This is a genomic window from Amycolatopsis plumensis, assembly GCF_042652605.1.
Classification (GTDB): domain Bacteria; phylum Actinomycetota; class Actinomycetes; order Mycobacteriales; family Pseudonocardiaceae; genus Amycolatopsis; species Amycolatopsis plumensis.
Map to the genome: position 1 here is coordinate 1 of NZ_JBHSJY010000002.1, position 21,174 is coordinate 21,174.

Annotated in this window: 18 protein-coding genes and 8 pseudogenes; 7 read left to right on the plus strand and 19 right to left on the minus strand. The window is 72.9% G+C overall.

Annotated elements, in window-relative coordinates; translation table 11 throughout:
- Nucleotides 1–2,113: pseudogene (locus ACFPLC_RS46850) on the minus strand (MMPL family transporter); the annotation flags it as partial.
- 77 nt (nt 2,114–2,190) lie between these two features.
- On the opposite strand from ACFPLC_RS46850, the gene ACFPLC_RS46855 reads away from it, so the two are divergent.
- A complete protein-coding gene (locus ACFPLC_RS46855; protein ID WP_378191059.1) occupies nt 2,191–2,622 on the plus strand; it encodes a MarR family winged helix-turn-helix transcriptional regulator in 432 nt (143 codons plus the stop codon).
- A gap of 399 nt (nt 2,623–3,021) precedes the next feature.
- Here the strand turns inward: ACFPLC_RS46855 and ACFPLC_RS46860 are convergent, their stop codons facing one another.
- From ACFPLC_RS46860 to ACFPLC_RS46900, 9 genes and pseudogenes are all read right to left on the minus strand, one after another.
- Nucleotides 3,022–3,648, minus strand: coding sequence for a DUF4360 domain-containing protein (locus ACFPLC_RS46860; RefSeq protein ID WP_378191538.1), 627 nt, complete (start codon nt 3,646–3,648; stop codon nt 3,022–3,024).
- Between the two features lie 185 nt (nt 3,649–3,833).
- Nucleotides 3,834–4,706, minus strand: coding sequence for a spermidine synthase (locus ACFPLC_RS46865; RefSeq protein WP_378191061.1), 873 nt, complete (start codon nt 4,704–4,706; stop codon nt 3,834–3,836).
- Nucleotides 4,706–5,065: an adenosylmethionine decarboxylase gene (speD, locus tag ACFPLC_RS46870; protein ID WP_378191064.1), complete on the minus strand. Its 360-nt coding sequence runs from the start codon at nt 5,063–5,065 to the stop codon at nt 4,706–4,708. The genes ACFPLC_RS46865 and speD overlap by 1 nt, the downstream gene beginning before the upstream one ends.
- The gene (locus ACFPLC_RS46875) at nt 5,058–6,206 is read right to left on the minus strand and encodes a type III PLP-dependent enzyme (RefSeq protein ID WP_378191066.1); all 1,149 of its coding nucleotides are present in this window, start codon (nt 6,204–6,206) and stop codon (nt 5,058–5,060) included. The genes speD and ACFPLC_RS46875 overlap by 8 nt, the downstream gene beginning before the upstream one ends.
- A gap of 24 nt (nt 6,207–6,230) precedes the next feature.
- The gene (locus ACFPLC_RS46880) at nt 6,231–8,555 is read right to left on the minus strand and encodes a glutaminase domain-containing protein (RefSeq protein WP_378236330.1); all 2,325 of its coding nucleotides are present in this window, start codon (nt 8,553–8,555) and stop codon (nt 6,231–6,233) included.
- Nucleotides 8,452–8,754: a hypothetical protein gene (locus ACFPLC_RS46885; RefSeq protein ID WP_378236320.1), complete on the minus strand. Its 303-nt coding sequence runs from the start codon at nt 8,752–8,754 to the stop codon at nt 8,452–8,454. Before ACFPLC_RS46885 ends, ACFPLC_RS46880 begins: the two co-directional genes overlap by 104 nt.
- A gap of 510 nt (nt 8,755–9,264) precedes the next feature.
- Nucleotides 9,265–9,739, minus strand: a pseudogene (locus tag ACFPLC_RS46890) (MSMEG_6728 family protein).
- A gap of 128 nt (nt 9,740–9,867) precedes the next feature.
- A complete protein-coding gene (locus tag ACFPLC_RS46895; protein WP_378236321.1) occupies nt 9,868–10,119 on the minus strand; it encodes a DUF1883 domain-containing protein in 252 nt (83 codons plus the stop codon).
- A gap of 201 nt (nt 10,120–10,320) precedes the next feature.
- Nucleotides 10,321–10,911 (minus strand): hypothetical protein, encoded by a 591-nt coding sequence (locus ACFPLC_RS46900; protein ID WP_378236322.1) that lies wholly within the window; start codon nt 10,909–10,911, stop codon nt 10,321–10,323.
- A 187-nt stretch (nt 10,912–11,098) separates the two neighbouring features.
- On the opposite strand from ACFPLC_RS46900, the pseudogene ACFPLC_RS46905 reads away from it, so the two are divergent.
- Nucleotides 11,099–11,494, plus strand: a pseudogene (locus ACFPLC_RS46905) (trypsin-like serine protease); the annotation flags it as partial.
- On the plus strand, nt 11,422–11,694 hold the full coding sequence (locus tag ACFPLC_RS46910) for a hypothetical protein (RefSeq protein ID WP_378236323.1): 273 nt from the start codon (nt 11,422–11,424) through the stop codon (nt 11,692–11,694). The pseudogene ACFPLC_RS46905 and the gene ACFPLC_RS46910, both read left to right, overlap by 73 nt.
- An 11-nt stretch (nt 11,695–11,705) precedes the next feature.
- Here ACFPLC_RS46910 and ACFPLC_RS47570 read toward each other — a convergent pair.
- Nucleotides 11,706–12,082: pseudogene (locus tag ACFPLC_RS47570) on the minus strand (TetR-like C-terminal domain-containing protein).
- A 345-nt stretch (nt 12,083–12,427) separates the two neighbouring features.
- Between ACFPLC_RS47570 and ACFPLC_RS46920 the strand changes: the two are divergent.
- Nucleotides 12,428–13,030: pseudogene (locus ACFPLC_RS46920) on the plus strand (SRPBCC family protein).
- Nucleotides 13,031–13,205: 175 nt separating this feature from the next.
- On the opposite strand, the pseudogene ACFPLC_RS46925 reads toward ACFPLC_RS46920, so the two are convergent.
- Nucleotides 13,206–13,953 (minus strand): annotated as a pseudogene (locus tag ACFPLC_RS46925) (ZIP family metal transporter).
- 36 nt (nt 13,954–13,989) lie between these two features.
- Complete coding sequence (locus ACFPLC_RS46930) at nt 13,990–14,127, minus strand: hypothetical protein (RefSeq protein WP_378236324.1); 138 nt, start codon at nt 14,125–14,127, stop codon at nt 13,990–13,992.
- On the opposite strand from ACFPLC_RS46930, the gene ACFPLC_RS46935 reads away from it, so the two are divergent.
- Nucleotides 14,126–14,248 (plus strand): hypothetical protein, encoded by a 123-nt coding sequence (locus ACFPLC_RS46935; protein WP_255410490.1) that lies wholly within the window; start codon nt 14,126–14,128, stop codon nt 14,246–14,248. The two genes, ACFPLC_RS46930 and ACFPLC_RS46935, sit on opposite strands and share 2 nt — an antisense overlap.
- Nucleotides 14,249–14,462: 214 nt before the next feature.
- On the opposite strand, the gene ACFPLC_RS46940 is transcribed toward ACFPLC_RS46935, so the two are convergent.
- Nucleotides 14,463–15,293 (minus strand): phytanoyl-CoA dioxygenase family protein, encoded by an 831-nt coding sequence (locus tag ACFPLC_RS46940; protein ID WP_378236325.1) that lies wholly within the window; start codon nt 15,291–15,293, stop codon nt 14,463–14,465.
- Nucleotides 15,294–15,373: 80 nt separating this feature from the next.
- Here ACFPLC_RS46940 and ACFPLC_RS46945 point away from each other — a divergent pair.
- Both ACFPLC_RS46945 and ACFPLC_RS46950 read left to right on the plus strand, forming a co-directional pair.
- A pseudogene (locus tag ACFPLC_RS46945) lies at nt 15,374–16,367 on the plus strand (LacI family DNA-binding transcriptional regulator).
- Nucleotides 16,368–16,422: 55 nt separating this feature from the next.
- Nucleotides 16,423–16,875, plus strand: coding sequence for an OsmC family protein (locus ACFPLC_RS46950; protein ID WP_378201992.1), 453 nt, complete (start codon nt 16,423–16,425; stop codon nt 16,873–16,875).
- Here the strand turns inward: ACFPLC_RS46950 and ACFPLC_RS46955 are convergent.
- The 5 genes and pseudogenes from ACFPLC_RS46955 to ACFPLC_RS46975 form a co-directional block, all read right to left on the minus strand.
- The gene (locus ACFPLC_RS46955; protein ID WP_378236326.1) at nt 16,866–17,015 is read right to left on the minus strand and encodes a hypothetical protein; all 150 of its coding nucleotides are present in this window, start codon (nt 17,013–17,015) and stop codon (nt 16,866–16,868) included. The two genes, ACFPLC_RS46950 and ACFPLC_RS46955, sit on opposite strands and share 10 nt — an antisense overlap.
- Nucleotides 17,012–17,617, minus strand: a complete 606-nt coding sequence (locus tag ACFPLC_RS46960; RefSeq protein ID WP_378236327.1) for a GGDEF domain-containing protein — start codon at nt 17,615–17,617, stop codon at nt 17,012–17,014. Before ACFPLC_RS46960 ends, ACFPLC_RS46955 begins: the two co-directional genes overlap by 4 nt.
- A gap of 223 nt (nt 17,618–17,840) precedes the next feature.
- Nucleotides 17,841–18,119: a hypothetical protein gene (locus ACFPLC_RS46965; RefSeq protein WP_378236328.1), complete on the minus strand. Its 279-nt coding sequence runs from the start codon at nt 18,117–18,119 to the stop codon at nt 17,841–17,843.
- Between the two features lie 208 nt (nt 18,120–18,327).
- Nucleotides 18,328–20,184: a PrpF domain-containing protein gene (locus tag ACFPLC_RS46970; protein WP_378236329.1), complete on the minus strand. Its 1,857-nt coding sequence runs from the start codon at nt 20,182–20,184 to the stop codon at nt 18,328–18,330.
- Nucleotides 20,181–20,887 (minus strand): annotated as a pseudogene (locus ACFPLC_RS46975) (4-carboxy-4-hydroxy-2-oxoadipate aldolase/oxaloacetate decarboxylase). The gene ACFPLC_RS46970 and the pseudogene ACFPLC_RS46975 overlap by 4 nt, the downstream one beginning before the upstream one ends.
- Nucleotides 20,888–21,174 lie beyond the last annotated feature (287 nt).

Genomic DNA, 21,174 nt, shown 5'->3' on the forward strand with positions numbered 1-21,174 from the left:
ACCGAGGAGAACCCGTTGACCACTTCGGCTCTTCGGTGCGTCGGCCGGCGCCCCTACGCTTCCGGCGCGCCAGCTTCGACGGCCACCAGACGCGCCGCCCGACGTCGATGGTCAGCGCGGGCACCAGCAGCGAACGCACCAGCAGCGTGTCCAGCAGGACGCCGAACGCGACGATGAACGCGATCTGCGCCAGGAACAGGATCGGATCACCGCCAGCGCCGAAAACGTCGCCGCCAGCACCACGCCCGCCGAGGTGATCACCCCGCCCGTCAGCGACAACCCCCGCAACGTTCCATCCCGGGTCCCCCGCGTCAGTGCCTCCTCCCGAACCCGGGTCATCAGGAAGATGTTGTAGTCGATCCCCAGCGCCACCAGGAACACGAACCCGAACAGCGGTACCACCGGGTCCGCGCCGGGAACCCGAACACGTGGTTGAACACCAGCGCCGACACGCCCATCGTCGCCGCGAACGACAGCACCACCGAGGCGATCAGGAGCAGCGGGGCCAGCAGTGACCGCAGCAGCAACGCCAGCACCAGGAAGATCACCAGCAGCACGATGGGGATGATCAGCGCCCGGTCGCGCTTTGACGTCTGCTGCGTGTCCAGCTGGATCGCCGTCGGGCCGCCCACCTTCGCGTTCCGCCTGCGGGACCGCGTGCACCGCGTCGCGCAGCCTGCCGACCGTGGCGACCGCCGCCTCCGAGTCCGCCGGATCGCTCAGCACCGACAGGATCTGGACGCGGCCGCCGACCTCCTTGGGCGGCCGTCGGGGCCGGGCAGGGGGAACGACTGTGCCACTCCGTCTATTGTGGACGCGCGCAGGACCGCGGGCAGCGCGTCCGCGTCGGCGATCGTGATCACGGTGCGCCGAGGCCGCCCGGGAAGTGCCTGCCGAGGATCTCCTGGCCCGTCCCGGATTCGACCTCGGTCAGGAAGACGTCCGACTGCGCGGTGCCGGACGCCTTGAGCTGCGGCAGGAACGCGACGCCGACGCCCAGCACAAGCGCCGTCACCACCCAGACCGCGCGCGGGCGGCGGCCGACCAGGCGCGCCACCCCGCCCCAGAGCCCGGACGTCTCGGGGTGCGGTGAGCCCAGCGCCGGCTTGAACGGCCAGAACGCGCCGCGCCCGCACAGGGCCAGTGCGGCCGGCAGGAACGTGGTGGACGCCAGCAGCGCGGCGCCGATGCCGATCGCCGCGACCGGGCCGAGTCCCTTGTTGGAGTTGAGGTCGCTGAACAGCAGGCACAGCACGCCGAGCACGACGGTGCCCGCCGAAGCGGCGATCGGCTCGAGGGTCGCGCGCCAGGCGAGCTTGAGGGCGTCGAACCGGCTCGGCGTGTCGCGCAGCTGCTCGCGGAACCGCGCGACCAGCAAGAGCGCGTAGTCGGTGGCCGCGCCGAAGACGAGGATCGAGAGGATGCCCTGGCTCTGGCCGTTCAGCGCCAGGACGTCGTGTTTCGCCAGCAGGTAGACGACGAGGCTGGCCAGGCCGAGTGCGAACACCGCCGACAGCAGGACGAGGAACGGCAGCAGCGGGCTGCGGTAGACCGCGAGGAGGATCAGCGCGACCACGCCGCCGGCGACGAGCAGCAGGATGCCGTCGATGCCCCCGAACGCCTTGACGAGGTCGGCGATCTGCCCGGCCGGCCCGGTGACGAGCACGGTGAGCCCGTCCGGAGCGCCGCCGAGGCGCGCCCGGACCTCCTTGACGACGTCCGCCGGGTTGCCGTCGGCGAAGATCGGCACCGCCAGCTGCGCGGCCTGCTCGTCCCGGGGTGCCTGTTGCGGCCGCCCGAGCGGGCCGGCCACGCCGGGGACGCTGCCCAGTTCCCGCGCCTTGGCCTCGAGGAACCGGCGGTCTTCGCCGGTCAGGCCGCTCGTGCGCTCGGCGACGACGGTCGCGGGCAGCACCTGGCGCGGGCTGAACGCCTTCTGCTCGTCGGCGACCTCGGTGGCTTCGGCCGACCGCGGCAGGAAAGCCGCGTTGTCGTTCTTCGCGACCTCGCCGAGCTTGCCGGCGAAGGGACCGCCGAACCCGCCCAGGCCGAGCCAGGCGATCACCAGGAGGGCCGGGATCAGCCAGCGGAGGCGGCGCGGGTTCTCGTTCATGGTCGCTAAGGTCCTTTCGAGCGCGAACACGCCCAATTGTTCAGCAAGCTGAACATTCTGCACGACGACCCGGAGTGATGGTGAGCACAACCCCCGAACCCGACCTGAGCACCTGGCCGACCGGCCGGCTGCTGGCCGTGGCCGCGCGGCTGGTGGAGCAGCGCTGGGTGGCCGTGCTCGACGGCATGGGCCTCACCCACGCGGGGCTCATCGCGCTGCACACGCTGCGCGACGGGCCACTCCCCCAGCGGACGCTGGCCCAGCACTGCCAGGTGACCGATCAGACGATGAGCCGCACGCTCGACCGGCTGGCCAAGGCCGGATTCGTCACCCGGACGGAGGACCCGGCCGACGCCCGCCGCCACCTGACCCGGCTGACCGCGAGCGGCCGCGCGGTGCACGACGAGGCCGTGCGCGCGGAACCCGCCCTGCTCGGCGGGCTCGGCGACGACGACGCCTTCCGCGCCGGCCTGCTGGACCTGATCACCCGGCTGTCCGCGCGCGATTGAGAGCGCGGCGGGCTGGGTAGCTATTCCTACATGTGGATCGCGGTGAGCACCCCAGTGGCCGTCCTGATCGCCACCGTTCTGATGGAACGGTTCGAACGACGGTGCCGCTTGGTGCCGGGCCCCGAAACGAAACGGAGCCCGGCCCGGACCTGACTTCGGCCGCGGCCCGACCGGGTGCTCCGCGTCTCATCCGGCGCCGCGGAGAACCTCGGCCGCCCTTCCTCGCGACTGCGGGGGCACCGGGGCCGAAGTCCGTGCTCGGCGGATTCCCCGGCCGTCCCGCACCGGTGAACGCCCGGATCTCGAATCCGATCCGGTCGCCCGCGTCCGAACAGCGGCAAACCCGCTCACCGGCGAGGGGTTCCGGTGCGCGGGCGCCGTGACAATGACCGCCGGAATTCAGCAGGTCTTCCACGCGAAGTGGTAAATCGTGTCCACGCTCGCGTGTTCGGAATCCATTTCGATGAAAGTGGAACCAGGCGAGGAACCCGCGTCGGCCCGCAGTTCCGCATTGATGTTCAGGTTGCGGCTCTCCCCGCACGGGGCGAACACCAGCTCCGCCACGTCGGTGACGTCGGAAGCGCGCCACACGCCGTGGAACGGGCCGGGGAAGCTGTGCCGCACCCGAGCGGTCGGCGCGGTCCCGGTGAAGTAGTAGTTGGCCTGCTCGAGCGCGCTCGCCCCGCTCTCGATGTGCGCGAAGCCGCGGTACTCCGCCTCGGCGATCGCATACGTGAATCCCTGCGGCACATGGACGAGCACGTTGATCTGGCAGTTCTTCCGGGCTTCGAGCGCGGACGCGCCGCCGCCGGCCTTCGCGGTGAAGTTCCTGTAGTGCACCGTGAACGAGGTGTTGTCGGCGGCGACGTCGGCCGAGGCGTCGGCGGTGCCCGCCGGGCAGCCGGAACCGTTGATCGTCTTGATGTCGAGCGTGATCTTTTCGCTCGGGGCCGATGCCACCGAGGAATCGAAGGGAGCGACGAGGGTGGACAGAATCATTGCGCCTACGACCGACATACCGAGCATGACGCTCCTCCCGTTGGGCCACGGTGCCTGGTGGTGATGATGATCGCGCGCGGAGAGGATCGTAGCGCGATCGCAACCTTTTCGACGGCCACTGAACGGAGTAACACGAGAGAGGCGTCTGGCACGGGAAATCCATTTCCCGCTCATTCATCTTTCCCGGGGCTCGATATTCGGGGAATCGAAGGTCAAGACGGCTGATCCGGACCACCGGTGCGCAGGGAACGCGGCGGGGTGCAGCCGCCGAGCAGCGCTTCGGCGTCCAGCGTCGCCGCCGCGGTCCCCCGCTCGGCGAACCGCCGGGCCACCAGCGCACCCGGATTGCCGACCGGATCCGCACGGCCGGACAGGAACGCCCATTCGTGCTCGTCGGAGCCGAAGTACAGCACCGCGCCGAATACTTCGCGGAACCGCCGCCAGGACGCGCGCAGCGTCTCGTTGCGCCACAGCGTCGGGCAGCCCGCTTGACACGCCACCACCCCGCCCGGTGCCAGCAGGCGCGCGCAGCGGGCGAGGAATTCCTTGCCGTACAGGCGATTATGCTGCGCGGCCGGATCGGTGGTCTCGTCCGGCAGGTCGATCACGACCACGTCGTAGGTCTCGCCCCGGGCTTCGGCCGCGGCGAGGAAGGCCCAGCCGTCCGCATAGGACACCCGGATCGGGCCGTCCCCGCGCTCGGCCCGCGCGAGGTCCGCCGGGGTGTAGCCGTAGGGCAGGTGCTCGGCGCACGCGCGCACGGCCCGCTCGTCGATGTCGACGTGGTCGACCAGCCCGGCGCCCGCGGCGACCGCCAGCTCGCTCGCGACCCCCTCGCTCGAGCCGACGATCAGGACCCGCCGCACCTGCTCGGCCAGCAGCAGCGCGGGCACCATCAGCGCTTCGTGGTAGACCAGCTGGCTGGCTTCGGTGCTCTGGCGCTCGCCGTCGCAGAACAGCGAAACCCCTTGCGCGGTCGTTCCGATCAGCACCTCCTGGTACGGCGTGCGCTCGTGGAACCGCACGTCGCCGACCTCCCAGACGCGGGTGAGGCCGTCGCCGACCGGTTCGTGGATCAGGGGCATCAGCGTTCTCCCCGGTGGAGGACCGACAGGTGGACGGAGGCGGCGTGCAGCGACGCCGCCAGCAACCGCAGGGCGTGCTCGGGATCCGCGCGTTCCCCGCAGGTGAACACGTCGGCGAAGAGCGACCCGTGCTCCGGGTAGGTGTGGACGGACGCGTGCGACTCGGCCAGCAGCGCGATCACCGTGGCACCCTGCGGCGTGAACCGCTGCGCGACGACGTCGAGGACCGTCGCGCCCGCCTCCGTCACCGCGGCCCGCAGCAGCTCCCCGAGGCGCACCGGGTCGTCGAGCAGGCCCGGGTCGACGCCGTGCAGCTCGGCGAGCACGTGCCGCCCGGTGAACCGGCCCACGTCAGGCATCTCCCCACCGCCCGACGCAGTACGTGCGCAGCGGCTCGATCCCGTTGAACGCCACCGACGCGTAGCTCGCGGTGTAGGCCCCGGTGCCCGGCAGGTCGAGCCGGTCGCCGCTGCCCAGCGACACCGGCAGCCGGTACGGCGTCCGCTGGTAGAGCACGTCGTCGCCGTCGCAGGTGGGCCCGGCGAGGACCACCGGGCCATCCGGGCCGTCGTGGTCGTCCACCGGTTCGACCCGGTAGGCGATCGCTTCGTTTTCGGCCTCGGCGAGCCCGTTGTAGCGGCCGATGTCCAGGTAGACCCAGCGCCGCTCGTCCCGGTGGGCGACCAGCACGACCTCGGTCCGCAGCAGGCCGGCGTCCGCGACCAGCACCCGGCCCGGCTCGAGCATCAGCTCCGGCCGGCCGGCCGGGAACGACGTGTCCAGCGCCGACGCGATCGCCGACGCGTACGCGGCCAAGGGCGGGACGGCCGTGCGGTGGGTGGTCGCGAAGCCGCCACCGAGGTTGAGCCGCGTCATCGCGACGCCGTGCGCCGCGGCCTCGCCGAACAGCTTCGCCGCCGTGGCGATGCCGATCGGCCAGGCGGTGACGTCCGGCTGCTGCGAGCCGACGTGGAAGGCGATGCCCGGCCGCAGCCCCCGCTCGGCCGCCCGCAGCACCAGGTCGAGTGCTTCGGCCGGGACGCAGCCGAACTTCCGGCCGAACGGGGTGGCCGAGTCCGGCGCGTCGAGCACGACGCGGATCGACACGGCCGAGCCGGGCGCGTACCGGCCGAGGTGGTCGACGTCGGCGGGGGCGTCCGAAGTGAACTCCCGGACCCCGCGGCCGAACGCGAAGGCGATGTCGCGCGGTTTCTTGATCGGGTTGCCGTAGGCGATGTCCGCCGGATCGGCACCGCGGCCGAGGCACAGCTCCAGCTCGGCCGGGCCGGCGACGTCGAAGCCGATCCCGGCCGCCACCAGCGCGTCGAGCACCGGTGGCGCCGGGTTGGCCTTGACCGCGTACCGGATCAGCGCGCCGGGGAACGCCGCGCCGAACTCCCGCGCCCGCGCCGCGACGACGTCGGTGTCGACGACCAGGCACGGCGTCGGCGGGTCACGCTCCTCGAGGAAGCGGTGGATCCGGGTGAAGTCGGCGCGCACGGGCGCCAGTGTCGCAAACCGGGATCAGGCGAACCGCCACAGGTGGTCCGGGGTCCCGTTGTCGTCCCACTGGGTCACCTGCGCACCGTCCGCCGTGGACTGCTGGTCGACCGCCAGGACCTTGCCGCTGCGGACGTTGACCAGCTTCGACCAGCCGCCGCCGGCGTCGACGATCCGCCAGTTGTGGTCCGGCGTCCCGTTGTCGCGGTACTGCTGGACGTGGGCGCCGTTGTCGAGGCTCTGGTCGTGCACGGCGAGGACCTTGCCGCTGTTGCGGTTGACGATCCGGACCGTGCCGTCGCCGTTGTCCACGACGGCCCACAGGTGGTCGGCGGTGCCGTTGTCCGACCACTGCGTCACCTCGGCGGTGTCGGCCAGCGACATGTCCTGGACGGCCAGGACCTTGCCCGACCGCTGGTTCTGCAGCTTCCGCCACACCGTCGTCGACGCGGCCGGGCGGGTCAGCAGCGCCAGGTAGCCGCCGGCGACCGGGCGGGCCTGGAAGCCGCGCTGGGTCGCGTCGGCGACGACGTACCAGTCGGAGAACGGCACCCGCTGGGGCGTGGTGTTCGCGTAGCTGTAGACGCCTTCGACCAGGGTGGTGCGGATGTTCGGCTGGTCGGCGAGCCAGGCCGCGGTCCACAGCTCCCAGTCGGCCTTCGTGTAGTTGTTGCGCGGGTCGAGCAGGACGCCGTGGGCGCCCGCGCGGGCCTGGTACCAGGCGGCCTCCTGCGCCGCGACGCCGAGCGGCACGAGGTCGAGGCCGAGCACGCGGTCGGCGAAGCCGTTGTACTTCAGGCTCCAGGTGCCGGGCTGGTCGTAGGCCAGGCGCAGGTGCTGGCCGTCCTCGGCGAGCGTCACCCACTGGCTGATGTAGCTGCGGGACGTCGACCGGTACCGCTGGGCGTCGGCCGCGTTGCCCGCCGCCGCGGCGATGACGCCCATCGCGCCGATGCCGATGATCCCCTTCAGCGCGAGGTTCGCGCTGTGGGCGATGAAGCCGGTGAAGTCGTCGGTCTGGTTCTGGAAGCCCGGGTCGAGGGTGTTGGCGACCAGGTACTCCGCCCACTGCCGCAGGATCCGGTAGTGGGCGTTCACGAAGGCGGCGGCGTCGGCTTGCGGCAGCCGCTGCACCAGCGCGGCCGCCATGATCAGCATGTTGGCCGACTCCTCGACCGGCATGCTCTCCTCGTTGCCGTCGTTGTGCCCGGTCGCGTCCGGGTAGTGGGTGCCGAGGTCGTGCTCGGCGAACGCCATCGGCCAGCCGCCGCGCTCGGCGTAGTCGAGCAGCGGCTCCAGCAACAGCCGCAGGTAGGCCGGGGAAAGGTAGAGATAGGCCGGAAACGCCGGGTAGGTGACGTCCACTGTGGACATGTTGCCGTTGGAGGAGATTTCCTTGAGGAACGCCCACGGCGCGCCGCCCCGGTCGACCAGCTCGGTGCCGCCGAACGCCTGGCGCAGGGCGAGCGCGCAGATCCCGGCGTAGTGCTCGCCGGTGCTGCCGCCCCCGGCCGCGGCGACGGCGTCGTCGTGCAGCCGCTGGTCGATCCCGGTGGCGGCGCCGAGGGCGGCGGCGTAGTCGTTCGCGAACCACACCGCCATGTCCGGCCAGCTGCCCCAGTAGTGCGTCCACCAGGGACGGAGTTCGGTGCCGAGGTAGCGGACCGCGGGGGTGCGGACGTGCCCGATCGAGAGCGTGAACGGCGCCGAGCTGCCGCCGGCCGGGATCGTGCCGAGGTTCTTGGCGAAGGCCAGCACCGGCCACCGGTCGCTGATCGCCCGCGGCTGGGCGGGGTCGCTGGTGTTGTTCAGTGCGCCCTGGGCCGCCGAGGCGGCGCGCACGACGGTGTCCTGGCCGATCTGCCAGGTGGTGCCCGACGCCGGGGCGCCGAGCACCAGGGAGCCCCAGCTGGCCTGGTCGCCGTTTTCCTGCAGCACGCCGGGGTTCGCGGGGGTGCAGCTGAGCAGGGTGTACCCGCCGGCTTGCTGCTGGGTCCAGGTGACCGGCGTGGCGGTGTTGCCGTGCACCCACTCGGCGGAGGTGTCGAAGTGCAGGGCGACGGTGTGCGCGCGGCCGTCGGCGCTGGTGGCCTGGAGGGTGACGTACCCGAACGGGACGCACTGGCGCTGCAGGTTGGCCGGGTCGACCGGGAGAAGAACGTGACGGTGAGGTTCACGCCGCCGCCGGTGAGCACGTAGCTCGAGCGGGTGCCGGTGACCTGGAGGCTCACCTGCGTCATCGGGGTCAGGGCCGGGCTGCCGGGCGCGCCGGCGAAGAGGTAGGCGGTCCCGTCGATGCGGGCGATGCCGCAGAGGGCGGTGATGTGGCCGGTCCAGAAGCTCGACCAGGTGCCGGGAGGGTGTCGGCGGCCTGCCAGGTCGACAGGTAGGGCGAGCGGACGATCAGCGGGGTGGCGGGCGGCCGGATCGGGCTGAACGTCCCGGCGGCGGCGGTCCCGGGCAGCCACAGGGCGGCGGCGACGGCAGCGGCGGAACCTCCGGCGAGCCGGAGCAGATCACGGCGGGTGAGGTGTTCTCGGGAGGACATCGATGGCCCCTTCCAACGGCGGGCGAGCCGGGCAGGGACTTTTTTACATCGTTGGTACAACGTTGTAAATCCTCCGAAGGACGGGGTGGGACGGGGATGCGGACCAGTGGAGCCGCAGGTCCGGCGGGGGATGCAGTGAATGACTCATTCATGGCGTTGGAGGTCAGGAATGGGTCATTCATTGCGTGGTGGGGCGTGGGTGCGGGAGGGGTGACCGCGGTCGAGCGGGCTGCAGTTTGGCGGGTCAGGGCGCGCGGCTGGGACAGGCCACGCTAGCCCGCTCGGCCGGTCAGGGCGTCTGGCTCGGCCGCCAAACCACCCCGCTCGGCCGGTCACGGCGCCCGCCCGGCTCGGCCGGGCCAAAACCACCCGGCTCGGCCCAGCCACCTCATTCAGTCCGGCCAAACCACCCCGCCCGGCCTGGCCCGGCCAGGCCGCCCGGCCCGGTCAGGCCGTAAGGCTCGTTTGGTCAAGCCACTCCCGCTCGCCCAGCCAAGCCACCCGGCCCGGTCAGGCCGTCCGGCTCGGGCGGTCCGAGGGCGGCCACACGTACGGCAGGTCCGGCGGTACCCGGGGAACTGCGCGCCGTAGTGGTCCGGGTCCTTGCGCACCAGTGCCGACTGGTGGCTGCGGTGCAGCGATTCGTCGCCGAGCCACGGGGGCACGTCACCCGCCGCCGTGAGCTCGGCCTGGGTTCGGACCTCGGCCTTGTGCACCGATCGGGTGAACTCCTCCCCAGCTTCACCGCGCACGTGTCCGCCGCGCCCAGCTCGCACCACACCGCGCAGACTTCGAGGCCGTACCGCGTCAAGGCCTCCTCGTAGCCGGTCCACATCTTCGCCGCCGGGTGGTGGCGCCAGCCGTAGCCGGGGATCACCAGCGCGCGCAGCACCTGCAGCGCCTCCACGCGCTGCTTGCCGAGCCGGCGGCGGTCGAGCGTGCGGGCGCTGGCGGTGAAGTCGGTGCACGGCAGGAACGTCTGCATCCGGGCCGGGTACCCCGCATCCGGTCGCCGACGCGTTCGCCTTCGCGGCCCCGGAGCCCGGGGCCGCGAAGGGAGAGTTCACTCTCGGCCGCGTCCGCGGGAGGTGACGGCCGCTTCCGGTTCGACGCTCACCCGCGGGCGCAGGGGCCGGCTTCGAGGCCCTCGACGTCGATCACCAGGAACCAGTGGGCGTTCGCCGGGATGTGGATTTTGAACATCGGTGCGGTGGCCACCCCTCCGTGCATCCGGTAGTACTGCCGGCGCCGGTAGGCCTGGAAGTTGACCGCCGTCAGGAGCCTGACGTTGGCCATCGCGTCCAGGCGGACGGTGACCACCGCGTCTCTTCGCACCTTCCCCAGGTCGAACACGCTCGCTTCCATTTCGTCCCTCTTCCACGCTTGGTTGTTCGGTTCGGTACGGCAGTCGCGGGCAGCGCGGATCGCGCCGCGGAGCACACGACAGGCGGAAGATCGGAACGGGCTATCCGGGCCCGGTGCCCGGTTCGGAGGGCCGCCACAGCGGCACGAAGACCCCGTGCGTCCCGGTGGACGCCCGGAGGTGGTGCGGGGCATGGCCCGCGGTCAGGAAGGCGGGCGGCAGCGGGGAGCCGCCACCCGAGGCGACATCGGGCGACGACCCGGGCGCGCCGGGATACACCGGAGCCTCCTCGCGCCGCGGACTGCCGAGCTGACCGCGGAGTGGTGAGCCGTCCCCCGGCGCGGACCCGTGGCGGAGACGGTCGCGGAGCAGCCGGGCGCGACCACGCGTGCGGCGTTCTCGAGGACCGGGGTGGGCCGCGGGGCCGGCGGCGGGCCGCTCATGGGCGGGGCGGCCGGAAAAACGACCCGGACGACGAAGCCCGCGGTGGCGGACGCTTCGACGGCCTCGGCCACCGGCGCGAGGACGGGCCGCCCGGCATGGTCGTCGACGGGGGTGAGAAGGCCGGTGACCACGGGAGAAGCGGACCCGGCCACGGGCTTGACGACGCTGGTGAGGGCCCCGACGAGGTCGGCAACGGGCGCGTCGACGGCGGAGAAGACCGGCTCGACGAGCACGGCGACGGCACCGGTCACCGGCGAGAGCAACGCCTTCGCGGCGCGAGAGAGCGGCTCGATCACCGGCAGGGTGGACCGAACCACGGGCCAGACGAGCGCGGTGGCGGTTTCGGTCACCGGCGAGAAGCACCGGGCCGACGGCATGGGTCACCGGCCCGGCAGAACGCACGACGCCGATCACCGGCCCGGCCCCGCGGCCCCGGCCCGGGAACGGTGACGACGTCCGCCCGGCCGGCCCCCAACCCGATCCTGCCGTTCAACGCGAAGCTGACGTCCGGCGACATTCCCGGTCCCCGGCGGCGGGGTGCGCAGCGGCGCGTGCAGCGGGGCGCTGGTCGCGCCGCAGTGGATCGTCACCGCCGGACACTGCTTCCACGACATCGCGGACGCCCGGATCGGCGGGCGGCCGCCGTACACGATGACCGTCACCGTCGGGCGGCTGAAGGACACCGACCCCGGCGGGCGCACGAGCGAGGTCGTCGACGTGCGGCAGTCGCCGGTGAACGACCTGGCGGTGGCCAAGCTCGGCAGCCCGGTCGACGACCTCGCGCCGGTGACGCTGGCCACGACCCGGCGTCGATCGGCCAGCAGCTCCAGTTCGCCGGCTGGGGTTCGCTCTCGGCGACCGTGCTCGGCCCGTCCGACCACCTCAAGCGCGGCCGCTTCACCGTGTCGGGCATCGGCCAGGCGACCCTGGAGGCCCAGCCCGTCGGCCGGCGCACGGTCGAGAACGGCCCCCTGCCCCGAGGACTCGGGCGGCCGTTCTTCACCTCCGACGACGACGCCACCGCGACGCTGGTGGCCATCGTCAACACCGGGCCGCCGTGCCCGCAGCCCGGCGCCGAAACGATCGCCCGGGTGGACGTCGTGGCGGACTGGATCCGGGAGCAGACCGGGTGATCACCGCCGCTTCAGCGCGGCCAGTTCCTCGGTGATACAGTCCGGGTCGATCTTCGAAGTGCCGGCCGCGCGAAGTGGCCGGCCAGCTCGAGGGAGAGCACGCCGTGCAGGCGGGTCCAGAAGGACAGCGCGCGGTGCAGGACCGCGGGCGGTGCCGGGTGGCCGCCCGCCCAGTCGCGGTGGGTCTCGAGGTGCGTGTCGAAGGGCGTCGGCGGCTCGTCGCCCGTCCCTTCGGCGCAGGCCTCGATCAGCACCGCCATGACCTCGAACGAGATCGCGTGGTGTCCTCGGGCGCGTGGTAGCCGGGCACCGGCGTGCCGTAGATGAGGAAGTACCGCTGCGGGTCGCTGCGCGCCCAGTCCCCGATGGCGCTCGCGAGCCCGGCCAGGTCCGCCCCGCGTCACGCGCCACGCGCACGGTGTCGGCGAGGCTGCGGTAGGCGTCGCGGATGAGCGCGGTGATCAGCTCGTCCCGGCTCGCGAAGTACCGGTACAGCGCCGGGCCGCTCATGCCGACCTGCTTGGCGATCGCGTGAGCGACAGCGCGGGCACGCCGGCCGCGGCGATCTGCTCCCACGCGTGGCGCTTGATCTCCTCGCGCAACTGGGCTCGATACCGCTCTCGCGGGCTCTCGGTCATCACTGTTAGACCCTATCACTTTTCTTATTGACACTCACACGACTGTGGTTATAGCTTCTAACCATCACGACAGGCACTAACAACCGGAGGACGTCATGATGAGTTCGGCACTGCTCGCGCTGGCGGTCACCGCGGGGCTCACCGGCACCGCCGCCGTCGCCGAGGCCACCCCGGCGACGGCCCTGAGCTGCCGCGGCGCGGGCATCGACCCGGCCGCGCAGCTGCAACCACCGGACCGAAACGGTCATCAGGGCGCCGGCCGCCGCGGTCTGGAGACTGCACACCGACGTGGTGCGCTGGCCCGCGTGGCAGCCGTCCGTCACAAGCGCGAAGCGCCTCGACGCCGGTCCGCTGCGCCCGGGTTCGCGGTTCCGCTGGACCACCCCGGCCCGGCGACACCCACCACCCCGGCGACCACGCTGGTCATCACGTCGACGGTCGGGCAAATGCAGCCCGGCCGGTGCGTCCGCTGGACCGGTCCCGCGATCGGCGACGGGCTGCGCATCGACCGCGGCGTGCACGTCTGGACGTTCACCCCGGTGCGCGGCGGCGTGCTCGTCCGCACCGAGGAGAGCTGGACGGGCGCGCAGCTCGAGGCCGACCCCGCCACCGCCCTTCGCTATCTGGCCGCCGGGCTCGACGCCTGGCTCGCCGACCTCAAGACCACCGCCGAAGGCCGCCGAGAGGGAAACCGATGACCGTCCGCGCCGAATACCGCGGTGGCCAGAGGACTCAGGTACTTCGACAGGCTCGGCGCGCTGCTCGGCCCGGCCAGCCACGTCGTCAGCGCGGCCGCGTAGCCCGCGGCGAGTCCGCGCCGGGCCCACCAGCGGTGGGCCCGGCGGCGCAGCGAAGCGGGCGTCGCGGTCGCGCTCAGCCGACGTGCCCGATGACGAACGCGGTCAGGAAGCCGAGGGTGGCGAGCAGCCCGGTGTAGAGCTCGGTGCGCTCGAATGCCTCGGGGATCATGGTGTCGGCGATCATGGCGAGGATCGCCCCCGCGGCCACCGCCGTGATCGCGGCGACGGTCGCGGGGGACGCGTCCGCAGCAGCAGGTTGCCGAGGAGGGCCGCGATCCCGCTGGCGACCGCGATGCCGCTCCAGACGCCGAAGATGTACCGGCACTGCGTCCGGCGGTCTTCATGCCGGCGGCGCTGAGAGAGGCCTTCGGGGACGTTCGAGATGAACACGGCCGCGAGCACGGTGACGCCGATGCCGCCGCCCCCGAGCAGGACACGCCGAGCACCACCGATTCGGGATCCCGTCGAGCAGGGCACCGACGGCGATGGCCGCCCCGCTGCCCGCGGTGTCCTGTTCGGACGGTTGCTGCGCACCGGAACGCTTGCGGTGCGGGCACCCCGGCGGGCCAGCAGGACGTTGATCAGGACGTAGACGGCGGCGCCGCCGAGAAGCCGGCCGCGGTCGGCCAGAGTCCGCCGGACCGCTGGGCTTCGTCGACGAGGTCGAAGGCCAGCGCGGAGATGAGCACCCCGGCGCCGAAGGCCATGATCCCGGCGACGCCCCGCCGCGAGACCCGCACCCACCAGGCCACGGCGGCGCCGAGCACGAGCGCCACCCCGCCGACGAGGCCCCACAGCCCCGCCCCCACCCATTGCGGCACGAGAGCACCTTCCGTCCGGGATCATCCGCAGAGGGACTACCCACCAGGACGGCCGTCGACACGGACATCGTCCGACGTGCGGCCGGTCATCCCGGGTGTGGTGCGCGTCACGGAATGCGCGGCGATCTTCGGCGCTACACACAGGAGAACCCGTTCGTCCACAGGGAGGGCCATGTCCGCCACCACCACCCCGGAAGAGTCCGTCGCCGTGCCCGAGCTGGAGGACTTCGACTTCCCGCTCACCGACGGCGCCGCCTGCCGGATCGACGACCCGGACTGCGAAGCCTGCCAGTGAAACCCCGGCTCCGGCCACTTCGCGTGGCCGGAGCCGTCCGCTAGACGTGCATGGCAGCCACAACGCCATCCAGGCGAGGCACGCCAGTGCACCGCCGACCCCGAAGGCGAGCAGTACGCGGCGCAGCGCCGCGACGACGCCGGCCCGGCCCGTCATTTCGGTGATTCCCGCTTCAGCCATGGCCACCAGGTGCCCGCGTCCGGACCGCCAAACATCAGGCCCCCATCACGAGCCCCTCGATCGTGTGTTTCTGGGTGATCGGCCGCAGGACGTCGACGACCGGGCAGTCCAGGTGCGCCCGCACCGATTCCGGCAGCGAGGCCCAGAACTCCTTCGTCACCGCGGTGTCGTGACGCTCGTCGTTGCCCGCTCCCGGGGCGTCGAGCCCCAGCACGAGCACCGGGCGCGCCTTCGCCGACCGGTTCGCGGTGCCGCGGTGGACCGTCAGTGCCGAGCGGATCGAGATGTCGCCCATCCGCGGGTACTTGCGCGTCGCCAGTTCCCGGTAGCGCGGGTAGGCCGCGCGCGGCGGGAACATGCCGTGCTCGAACGCACCGCCGTCGTCCCAGTGCGTGCCGGGCGCGATCTCGAACGGCCCCATGTCCGGCTCGGTGTCGACGGCGGTCACGTTCACCGCCAGCGACGTCAGCCGCCGTTCGCGGGCGGTTTCGCCGGGCATCGGGAAGTCGCGGTGCCACGGCTGGTCGGCCGCGCCGGCGAGCGGGACGTCGAAGCCGACCTCGACGATCCGGTACTCCGGCCCCAGCACCACCTCGGCGACGGCGGTGATCCACGGGTGGGTGACGAGGTCGGTGAACCCGCGCAGCTGCTCCCGGTGGATCTCGACGTAGAAGCGGTTCGGGCCGCGGCCGACGGCGCCGTCCGGCCGGGCGCGGGCCTCGGCGAACGCCGTGTCGATGTCCTCGCCGAGCCGGCGCACCCAGTCACGGGTGAACGCCTGCGGCAGGCCGATGATGCCGTCGGCGTGCAGGCGTTCGGTCAGCGCCGCGAGTTCGGCCGCGGGCAGCGGGGCGGGCACGGTCATCCTGGCCTCCTGGGAGCTCGACGGCGTGGCAGCTCAGTTTGCAACGTGGCATGCCACGTTGCAAGAGGTACGCTGCACGGGTGAACCCGAAACTGCGTGACGTGGCCGAGCACGCCGGCGTCTCGGTGCGCACGGTGTCCAACGTGGTCAACGGGTTCCGGTACGTGGCCCCGGCGACCGGGAACGCGTGCAGGCGAGCATCGACGCGCTCGGCTACCGCCCAACCTGGCCGCCCGCACCCTGCGGCGCGGCCGGACCGGGCTGGTGGCGCTGGTGATCCCGGAGATCGACTCGCCGTACTTCGCCGAGCTCGCCGCGCGGACGGTCCGGATCGCCGGTGCCCGGGGCCTGACCGTGCTCATCGACCAGACCGACGGCGACGCCGAGCGCGAGAAGGAGCTGCTGCACGGCCGCCGCAGCCAGCTGGTCGACGGTGTCCTGTTCAGTCCGTGGGCGGTGGCCCCGGCGGAGCTGGCCGCGCGCACCGACCCCGTCCCGCTGGTGCTGCTGGGCGAGCACGACGGCACCGCCGGCGTCGACCACGTCGCGATCGACAACGTCGCCGCCGCCCGCGACGCCACCCGGCACCTGCTGGCCGCGGGCCGCCACCGGGTCGCGGCGCTGGGCATCCAGCCGCGCTCGCTGAACGCGACCGCGCGCCAGCGTCTCGACGGCTACCGGCAGGCGCTGGCCGAGGCGGGCCTGCCGGCCGAGCCGGAGCTGGAGGTGCCGGTGCGGCGCCTGCACCGGGCCGACGGCCACCAGGCGATGCTGCGCCTGCTCGACCTGCCCCGGCCGCCCGACGCCGTCTTCTGCTTCACCGACGAACTGGCCCTGGGCGCGCTGCGGGCAGCCGCCGACCGCGGTGTCCGGGTGCCGGAATCGGTGGCCTTGGCGGGCTTCGACGACATCGAAGACGGCCGCTACAGCGTGCCGGCCCTCACGACCGTGTCACCGGACAAGGACCGGATCGCCGAGCTCGCCCTCGACCGGCTGGCGCGGCAGGCGGCCGACCCGGAACCGCCCCGGTCGATCGTCGCGCCGCACCGCCTGGAAGTGCGGGAGACGAGCTGAGCGTGTGGGGCGGTCTTCGCCGGGTAACCGCGCGGAAACGACCCCGGAGGACGCGATGGCACGGGACATCTACTCGGCGGAAGCGACGTCGAGCCGCGGCAGCGTCCGGGTGGACGGCCGCGGCGACCTCGCCTACCCGGTCGGCGAGCCCAGCGGCAACGGCACCGCCGACGCGCTCAACCCCGAGCGGCTCTACGCCGCCGCGCTGGCGACCTGCCTGCACCAGTCGCTGACGATCGCGGCGACTTCGCTCGACGTCGAGCCGGCCGAAAGCGTGGTCACGGCCGAAGCCACGCTGGCCCACCGCGACGACGGCGGCTACGAACTCCGCGCGGCCGTCGGCATCTACCTGCCCGGCGCGGCGACCGACGACCTCTACGACGCGGTCACCCGCGAGGCGCTGCGGCTGTGTCCCCTGGTCGGCGCCGAGGTCCCGGTGACCTTCGACCACGACCGCGGGCTGGCCCTGCAGCACCACCGCGGCCCGGCCGATCCCGGTCAGAACTGAGGCGTGGCGACCGCCACCCGGTCCCGCCCGGCCTTCTTGCCCGCGTAGAGCGCGTCGTCCGCCGCGCGGATCAGCCCGTCGAGACCTCCACCGGGCTCCGCCGGGCGCAGCGCCGCGCCGATCGTCGCCGAGAGCGTCACCGGCTCCCCCGTCTTCGCGGTGATGCGCAACGCCCGATCCGGAGCCGGATCCGCTCGGCGATCGCGCGGACCTCGGCTTCGTCGACGTCGGGCAGCAGGACGGCGAACTCCTCCCCGCCGTACCGGCCGACCGTGTCGCCGCGCCGGACGGCCCGGGTGAGCGCCGTGGCCACCTCGGCGAGGACGTCGTCGCCGACCGGGTGGCCGTGGGTGTCGTTGATGCGCTTGAACCAGTCGAGGTCGATCATCAGCACCGCGATCCGCCCGCGGGCGCGCTCGAGCGCGCGCTCGGCCTGCTCGTGCCAGGCGGCCGCGTTGAGCAGCCCGGTGCGCTGGTCGGTGCGGGCGGCCAGCTTCAGCTGGTCGAGCTGGACGCACTGGTGCAGCGCGAACGTCGGGACGACCATCAGCAGCGCGGCCGGCGGCCACCACAGCAGCGCGAGCGCGACGAACACGCCGAGCGCCAGCTGGCCCACCTCCAGCAGGTTGTCCGAAGCGCTGCCCAGCGGACGGCGGGGGTCCTCGGCGGGGACCGTCCAGGCGATGACCGTGCCGACGAGCGCGGTGTTGACCGCCCACTGCACCGCGGCCGCGGCGACCACGGCGGCCAGGTCCGGCCAGCCGGCCGGGCGCCGTCGGCGAGGTGCTCCTGGACGCCGCTCGAGTGCAGGACCCCGGCCGCGGCGGCCGCGGCCAGCGCGAGCGTGGCGGCGGTGAACACGGCGCGGTGCGGCGGCCGGACCGCGTCGAACCGGTTGACCAGCACCCAGCGGTGGGCGTACAGCACCGCCACCAGCGCCAGCTCGAGCACCAGGGGCAGCACGATCACCCCGGCGAAGATCCAGACGCTGCAGAGGTCGAGGTACGGCGTGCCGGCCCGGGCGCGGCGACGGCGCTGGACCAGGTGCGAGGCGTGCAGGTGCGCAGCGCCGCCGCGGCGAGCCAGCCCGCGGCCGTCCACTGCTCCGGCGTCGGGACCGTCCGGGCCGCGAGCCCCATCAGGCCGAAGACCGCCAGGACCACACCGAGAACGAGCACCCGCACCCGCCCGGGCAAGGCCCACAGCGGCCATCCCGACGGTGCCCAGCCGGCATTCTCCCCCATCGCAGCGCCTCCCCCTTGCGCCGGTGATTTCCCCGTAGCCCACGTAGTCGCGCCGCGGCGGGATGTCAGCCACCGCCGGGTGATTTCCGGGCTCAGACCGGCGGGGTGCCGTGGGTGTGGAACGACTCGATCGTCTTCAGCCCCCACGCCTGCCCCTTCGCGCGCTCGGCCTCCGTCCAGGTGACCGGCTCCCAGTCCGGCGCGAAGATCAGCCGTCCGGTGGGGTTGCACAGCTCGATGCGGTTGCCGCCGGGTTCGTAGACGTACAGGAAGAACGTCTGCTGGATCGCGTGCTTGTGCGGCCCGTCTCGATGTGGACCCCGTTGTCCAGTGCGATGTCCGCGGCCCGCAGGATGTCCTCACGCGTGTCGGTCGCGAACGCGATGTGGTGCAGGCGCCCGTGCGAACCCGTCCGGTCGTTCGTGTAGACGAGGTCGTAGGACTTCTGCGCGAAGTGCGTCCACTGCCCGGAAATCACGCCGCTGTCGAGCCGGATCTGCTCGGTCACCCGGCCGCCGAGGACGTCGCAGACGAACCGGCCGTTGGGCTCCGCCTCGCGGGCCAGGTAGTTGACGTGGTCGAGGCGGCGGACGCCGACGCCGCGGCCCGGGTACGCCTGCGCCTGGTTCTTCAGGGCCGGGCGCAGGGACTCCGGCGGCCGGTAGCGCTCGGTTTCCCAGTAGAGCTCGAGTTCGTGCCCGTCCGGGTCGCGGAACAGGTACGTCGGGCCGATGCCGGTGTCGCCGTCGACCCAGCCGACGCCGAGCCCGCGCTCCTCCAGCGCGGCCACGCGCCGCTGCAGCGCCTCCTCGCTGGAGGCGCGCAACGCCGTCCGCCCGACGCCGGAGGTCTTCGCCGCGGTGAGCTTCAGGCTGTGGTGCTCGTAGTCGTCCCAGGTGCGCAGGTACACCGAGTCGCCGTCGGTGCCGTTCTCGGTCAGGCCGAGCACCCGGACGAAGAAGTCCAGACTCCGCTCCGGCTCGGGGGTGAACAGCTCGACGTGGCCGAGGTGCGCGACCTCGTGGCGTGGCGAAGACAAGGCCGGCTCCTCAGGAACGGGGAAAACGGTGCCGTCGAACAGCTTCCGGGCGGTGCGGATGACCGTCGACCGGCGGACGCGGGACCCGTCGAACTCGATCGCGACGGCGAGCTTGCCGCTCGGGTGCTCGACTTCGATCGGCTCGCCCGCCGGCGGCTTGCGCAGGAGCTCGGCCCCGACCGCGCCGTCCAGCAGCAACGCCGTCACGACGCTCACCGCGCCGAGCACCCCGATCGACGGGTGCGGCTTGACCGGGATGAAGGTGCGGGTGGCGATCGCGCCGCCGTGGCGGGGCGCGGAAACCAGCGTGGTCTTCGGGACGGACGAGCCGCGGACGTCGCCGAGGCCCATCAGCTTCCCGGCCTCGATGCGCAGCGCGTCGATCCGCTCGGCCAGGCCCGGCTCGCCGCCGAGGTCTTCGGCGCGCGCGACGACGACCGGCATCCCGTTGTCCACACAGGACACTTCGAGGCCGCCGACGTCGTCGCGGACGTGGCCGGTGGGCAGCAGGCTGCCGCACACCGACCCTTCCGTGCCGGTGAAGTCCAGCTCGACCGGGCGGCCGGTGCCGGGGACGCCGGAGATGGCGGTGCCGCCTCGGTAGTCGACTTCGCCGCCGGGCGTGGCGAACGTCGCGACGGCGATCGAACCGGTGTTGAGCAGCCGCACGCGGACGGTGGTGCGCTCCGGGCCGGCGGGCACGAGCCCCCGCTCGACGGCGAACTGCCCGACGCCGGCGAGCAGGTTGCCGCAGGTCTGGCGGTCGGAGACGGTGGGCTCCTCCACACCGAGCTGCAGGAAGAGGTAGTCGACGTCGTGTCCGGCGTCGGCGGCCTTCGAGACGACGGCGACCTTGCTGGTGACCGGCTGGCGCCGCCGAGGCCGTCGATCTGGCGCGGGTCGGGGGTGCCCATGATCCGCAGCAGCAGGTCGTCGCGGCGGCCGGTCGGCCGGGAGGTCCTCGGCGAGGAAGTAGGCCCCCTTCGAGGTGCCCCCGCGCATGAGCATGCAGCGCACGCCGGTCATGCCTGCTCCTTCTCGTACTCCTCGGCGGTCAGGTAGCGGACGCCCAGGGCCTCGAGCTTTTCGCGCAGGCCGTAGCGGTCCAGGCCGAGCTGGCCGGTCGCGAACGCCTCCCGGCGGCGGCTTCCTTCTCCAGCCGCGCCCGAGCCTTCTCGAGTCCACTCGGGACGTCTTCGCGGCGGACGCAGAGGACGCCGTCGTCGTCGGCGAGGATGCCGTCGCCCGGGCGGACGAGCTGCCCGCCGACGACGACGGGGACGTTCACCGCGCCCGCGGTCGCCTTCACGGTGCCCTGCGCGCTGATCGCCGCGGACCAGACGGGAAAGCCGAGCGCCCGCAGGTCGGCGACGTCGCGGACGCCGGTGGTGGTGACCAGCCCCCGCACGCCGCGGTGGCGCAGCGCGGTGGCGAAGAGCTCGCCGAACAGGCCGTCCTGGCACGGCGACGTGGTGGTGACGACGAGGACGTCGCCTTCCCGGCACTGCTCGACGGCGGCGTGGATCATCAGGTTGTCCCCGGGCCAGCACAGCGCGGTGACGGCGGTGCCGCCGACGCGGACGCCGTCCTGGATCGGCCGGAGCCCGGCCGAGAGGAGACCGGAGCGGCCGAGAGCCTCGTGCACGGTGGCGACGCCGTAAATCCCCCCCAGCCGCGCCACCTGGTCGAGGTCGGCACGGGGCGGATCGGTGACGATGACGGGCTTCATACCGCCACCGTAGGGTTCGGTCGACGAAATTGTCAACAATTTTGGCGGCTAACTGGGCTAGCTTGCGCACCTGGACGGTCGGCTCGCGTACCTGGAGGGTCGGCCTGCGTACCTGGAGGGTCGGGTGGTCGGCCGGGGGCTCAGGGGTGCAGTGGGACACCTCGGCGTCGGCGGCCTTCAGGGCCTCGATCACACTGGCCAGGTGGGGTTCGCGCGGCCTCGGCGGCCTGCTCGCGGGCGGTGCGTGCAGATGGCGTCGATGATCGCGAGGTGCTCCGGAGCGAGAC

What these genes read in the sequence shown, in the direction of transcription:
- ACFPLC_RS46855 (WP_378191059.1), top strand. Translation starts at nt 2,191, where the DNA reads ATGGTGAGCACAACCCCCGAACCCGACCTGAGCACCTGGCCGACCGGC.
- ACFPLC_RS46860 (WP_378191538.1), bottom strand. Translation starts at nt 3,648, where the DNA reads ATGCTCGGTATGTCGGTCGTAGGCGCAATGATTCTGTCCACCCTCGTC.
- ACFPLC_RS46865 (WP_378191061.1), bottom strand. Translation starts at nt 4,706, where the DNA reads ATGCCCCTGATCCACGAACCGGTCGGCGACGGCCTCACCCGCGTCTGG.
- speD (WP_378191064.1), bottom strand. Translation starts at nt 5,065, where the DNA reads ATGCCTGACGTGGGCCGGTTCACCGGGCGGCACGTGCTCGCCGAGCTG.
- ACFPLC_RS46885 (WP_378236320.1), bottom strand. Translation starts at nt 8,754, where the DNA reads ATGTCCTCCCGAGAACACCTCACCCGCCGTGATCTGCTCCGGCTCGCC.
- ACFPLC_RS46895 (WP_378236321.1), bottom strand. Translation starts at nt 10,119, where the DNA reads ATGGAAGCGAGCGTGTTCGACCTGGGGAAGGTGCGAAGAGACGCGGTG.
- ACFPLC_RS46935 (WP_255410490.1), top strand. Translation starts at nt 14,126, where the DNA reads ATGTCCGCCACCACCACCCCGGAAGAGTCCGTCGCCGTGCCCGAGCTG.
- ACFPLC_RS46930 (WP_378236324.1), bottom strand. Translation starts at nt 14,127, where the DNA reads ATGGCCCTCCCTGTGGACGAACGGGTTCTCCTGTGTGTAGCGCCGAAG.
- ACFPLC_RS46940 (WP_378236325.1), bottom strand. Translation starts at nt 15,293, where the DNA reads ATGACCGTGCCCGCCCCGCTGCCCGCGGCCGAACTCGCGGCGCTGACC.
- ACFPLC_RS46950 (WP_378201992.1), top strand. Translation starts at nt 16,423, where the DNA reads ATGGCACGGGACATCTACTCGGCGGAAGCGACGTCGAGCCGCGGCAGC.
- ACFPLC_RS46965 (WP_378236328.1), bottom strand. Translation starts at nt 18,119, where the DNA reads ATGGGGGAGAATGCCGGCTGGGCACCGTCGGGATGGCCGCTGTGGGCC.
- ACFPLC_RS46970 (WP_378236329.1), bottom strand. Translation starts at nt 20,184, where the DNA reads ATGACCGGCGTGCGCTGCATGCTCATGCGCGGGGGCACCTCGAAGGGG.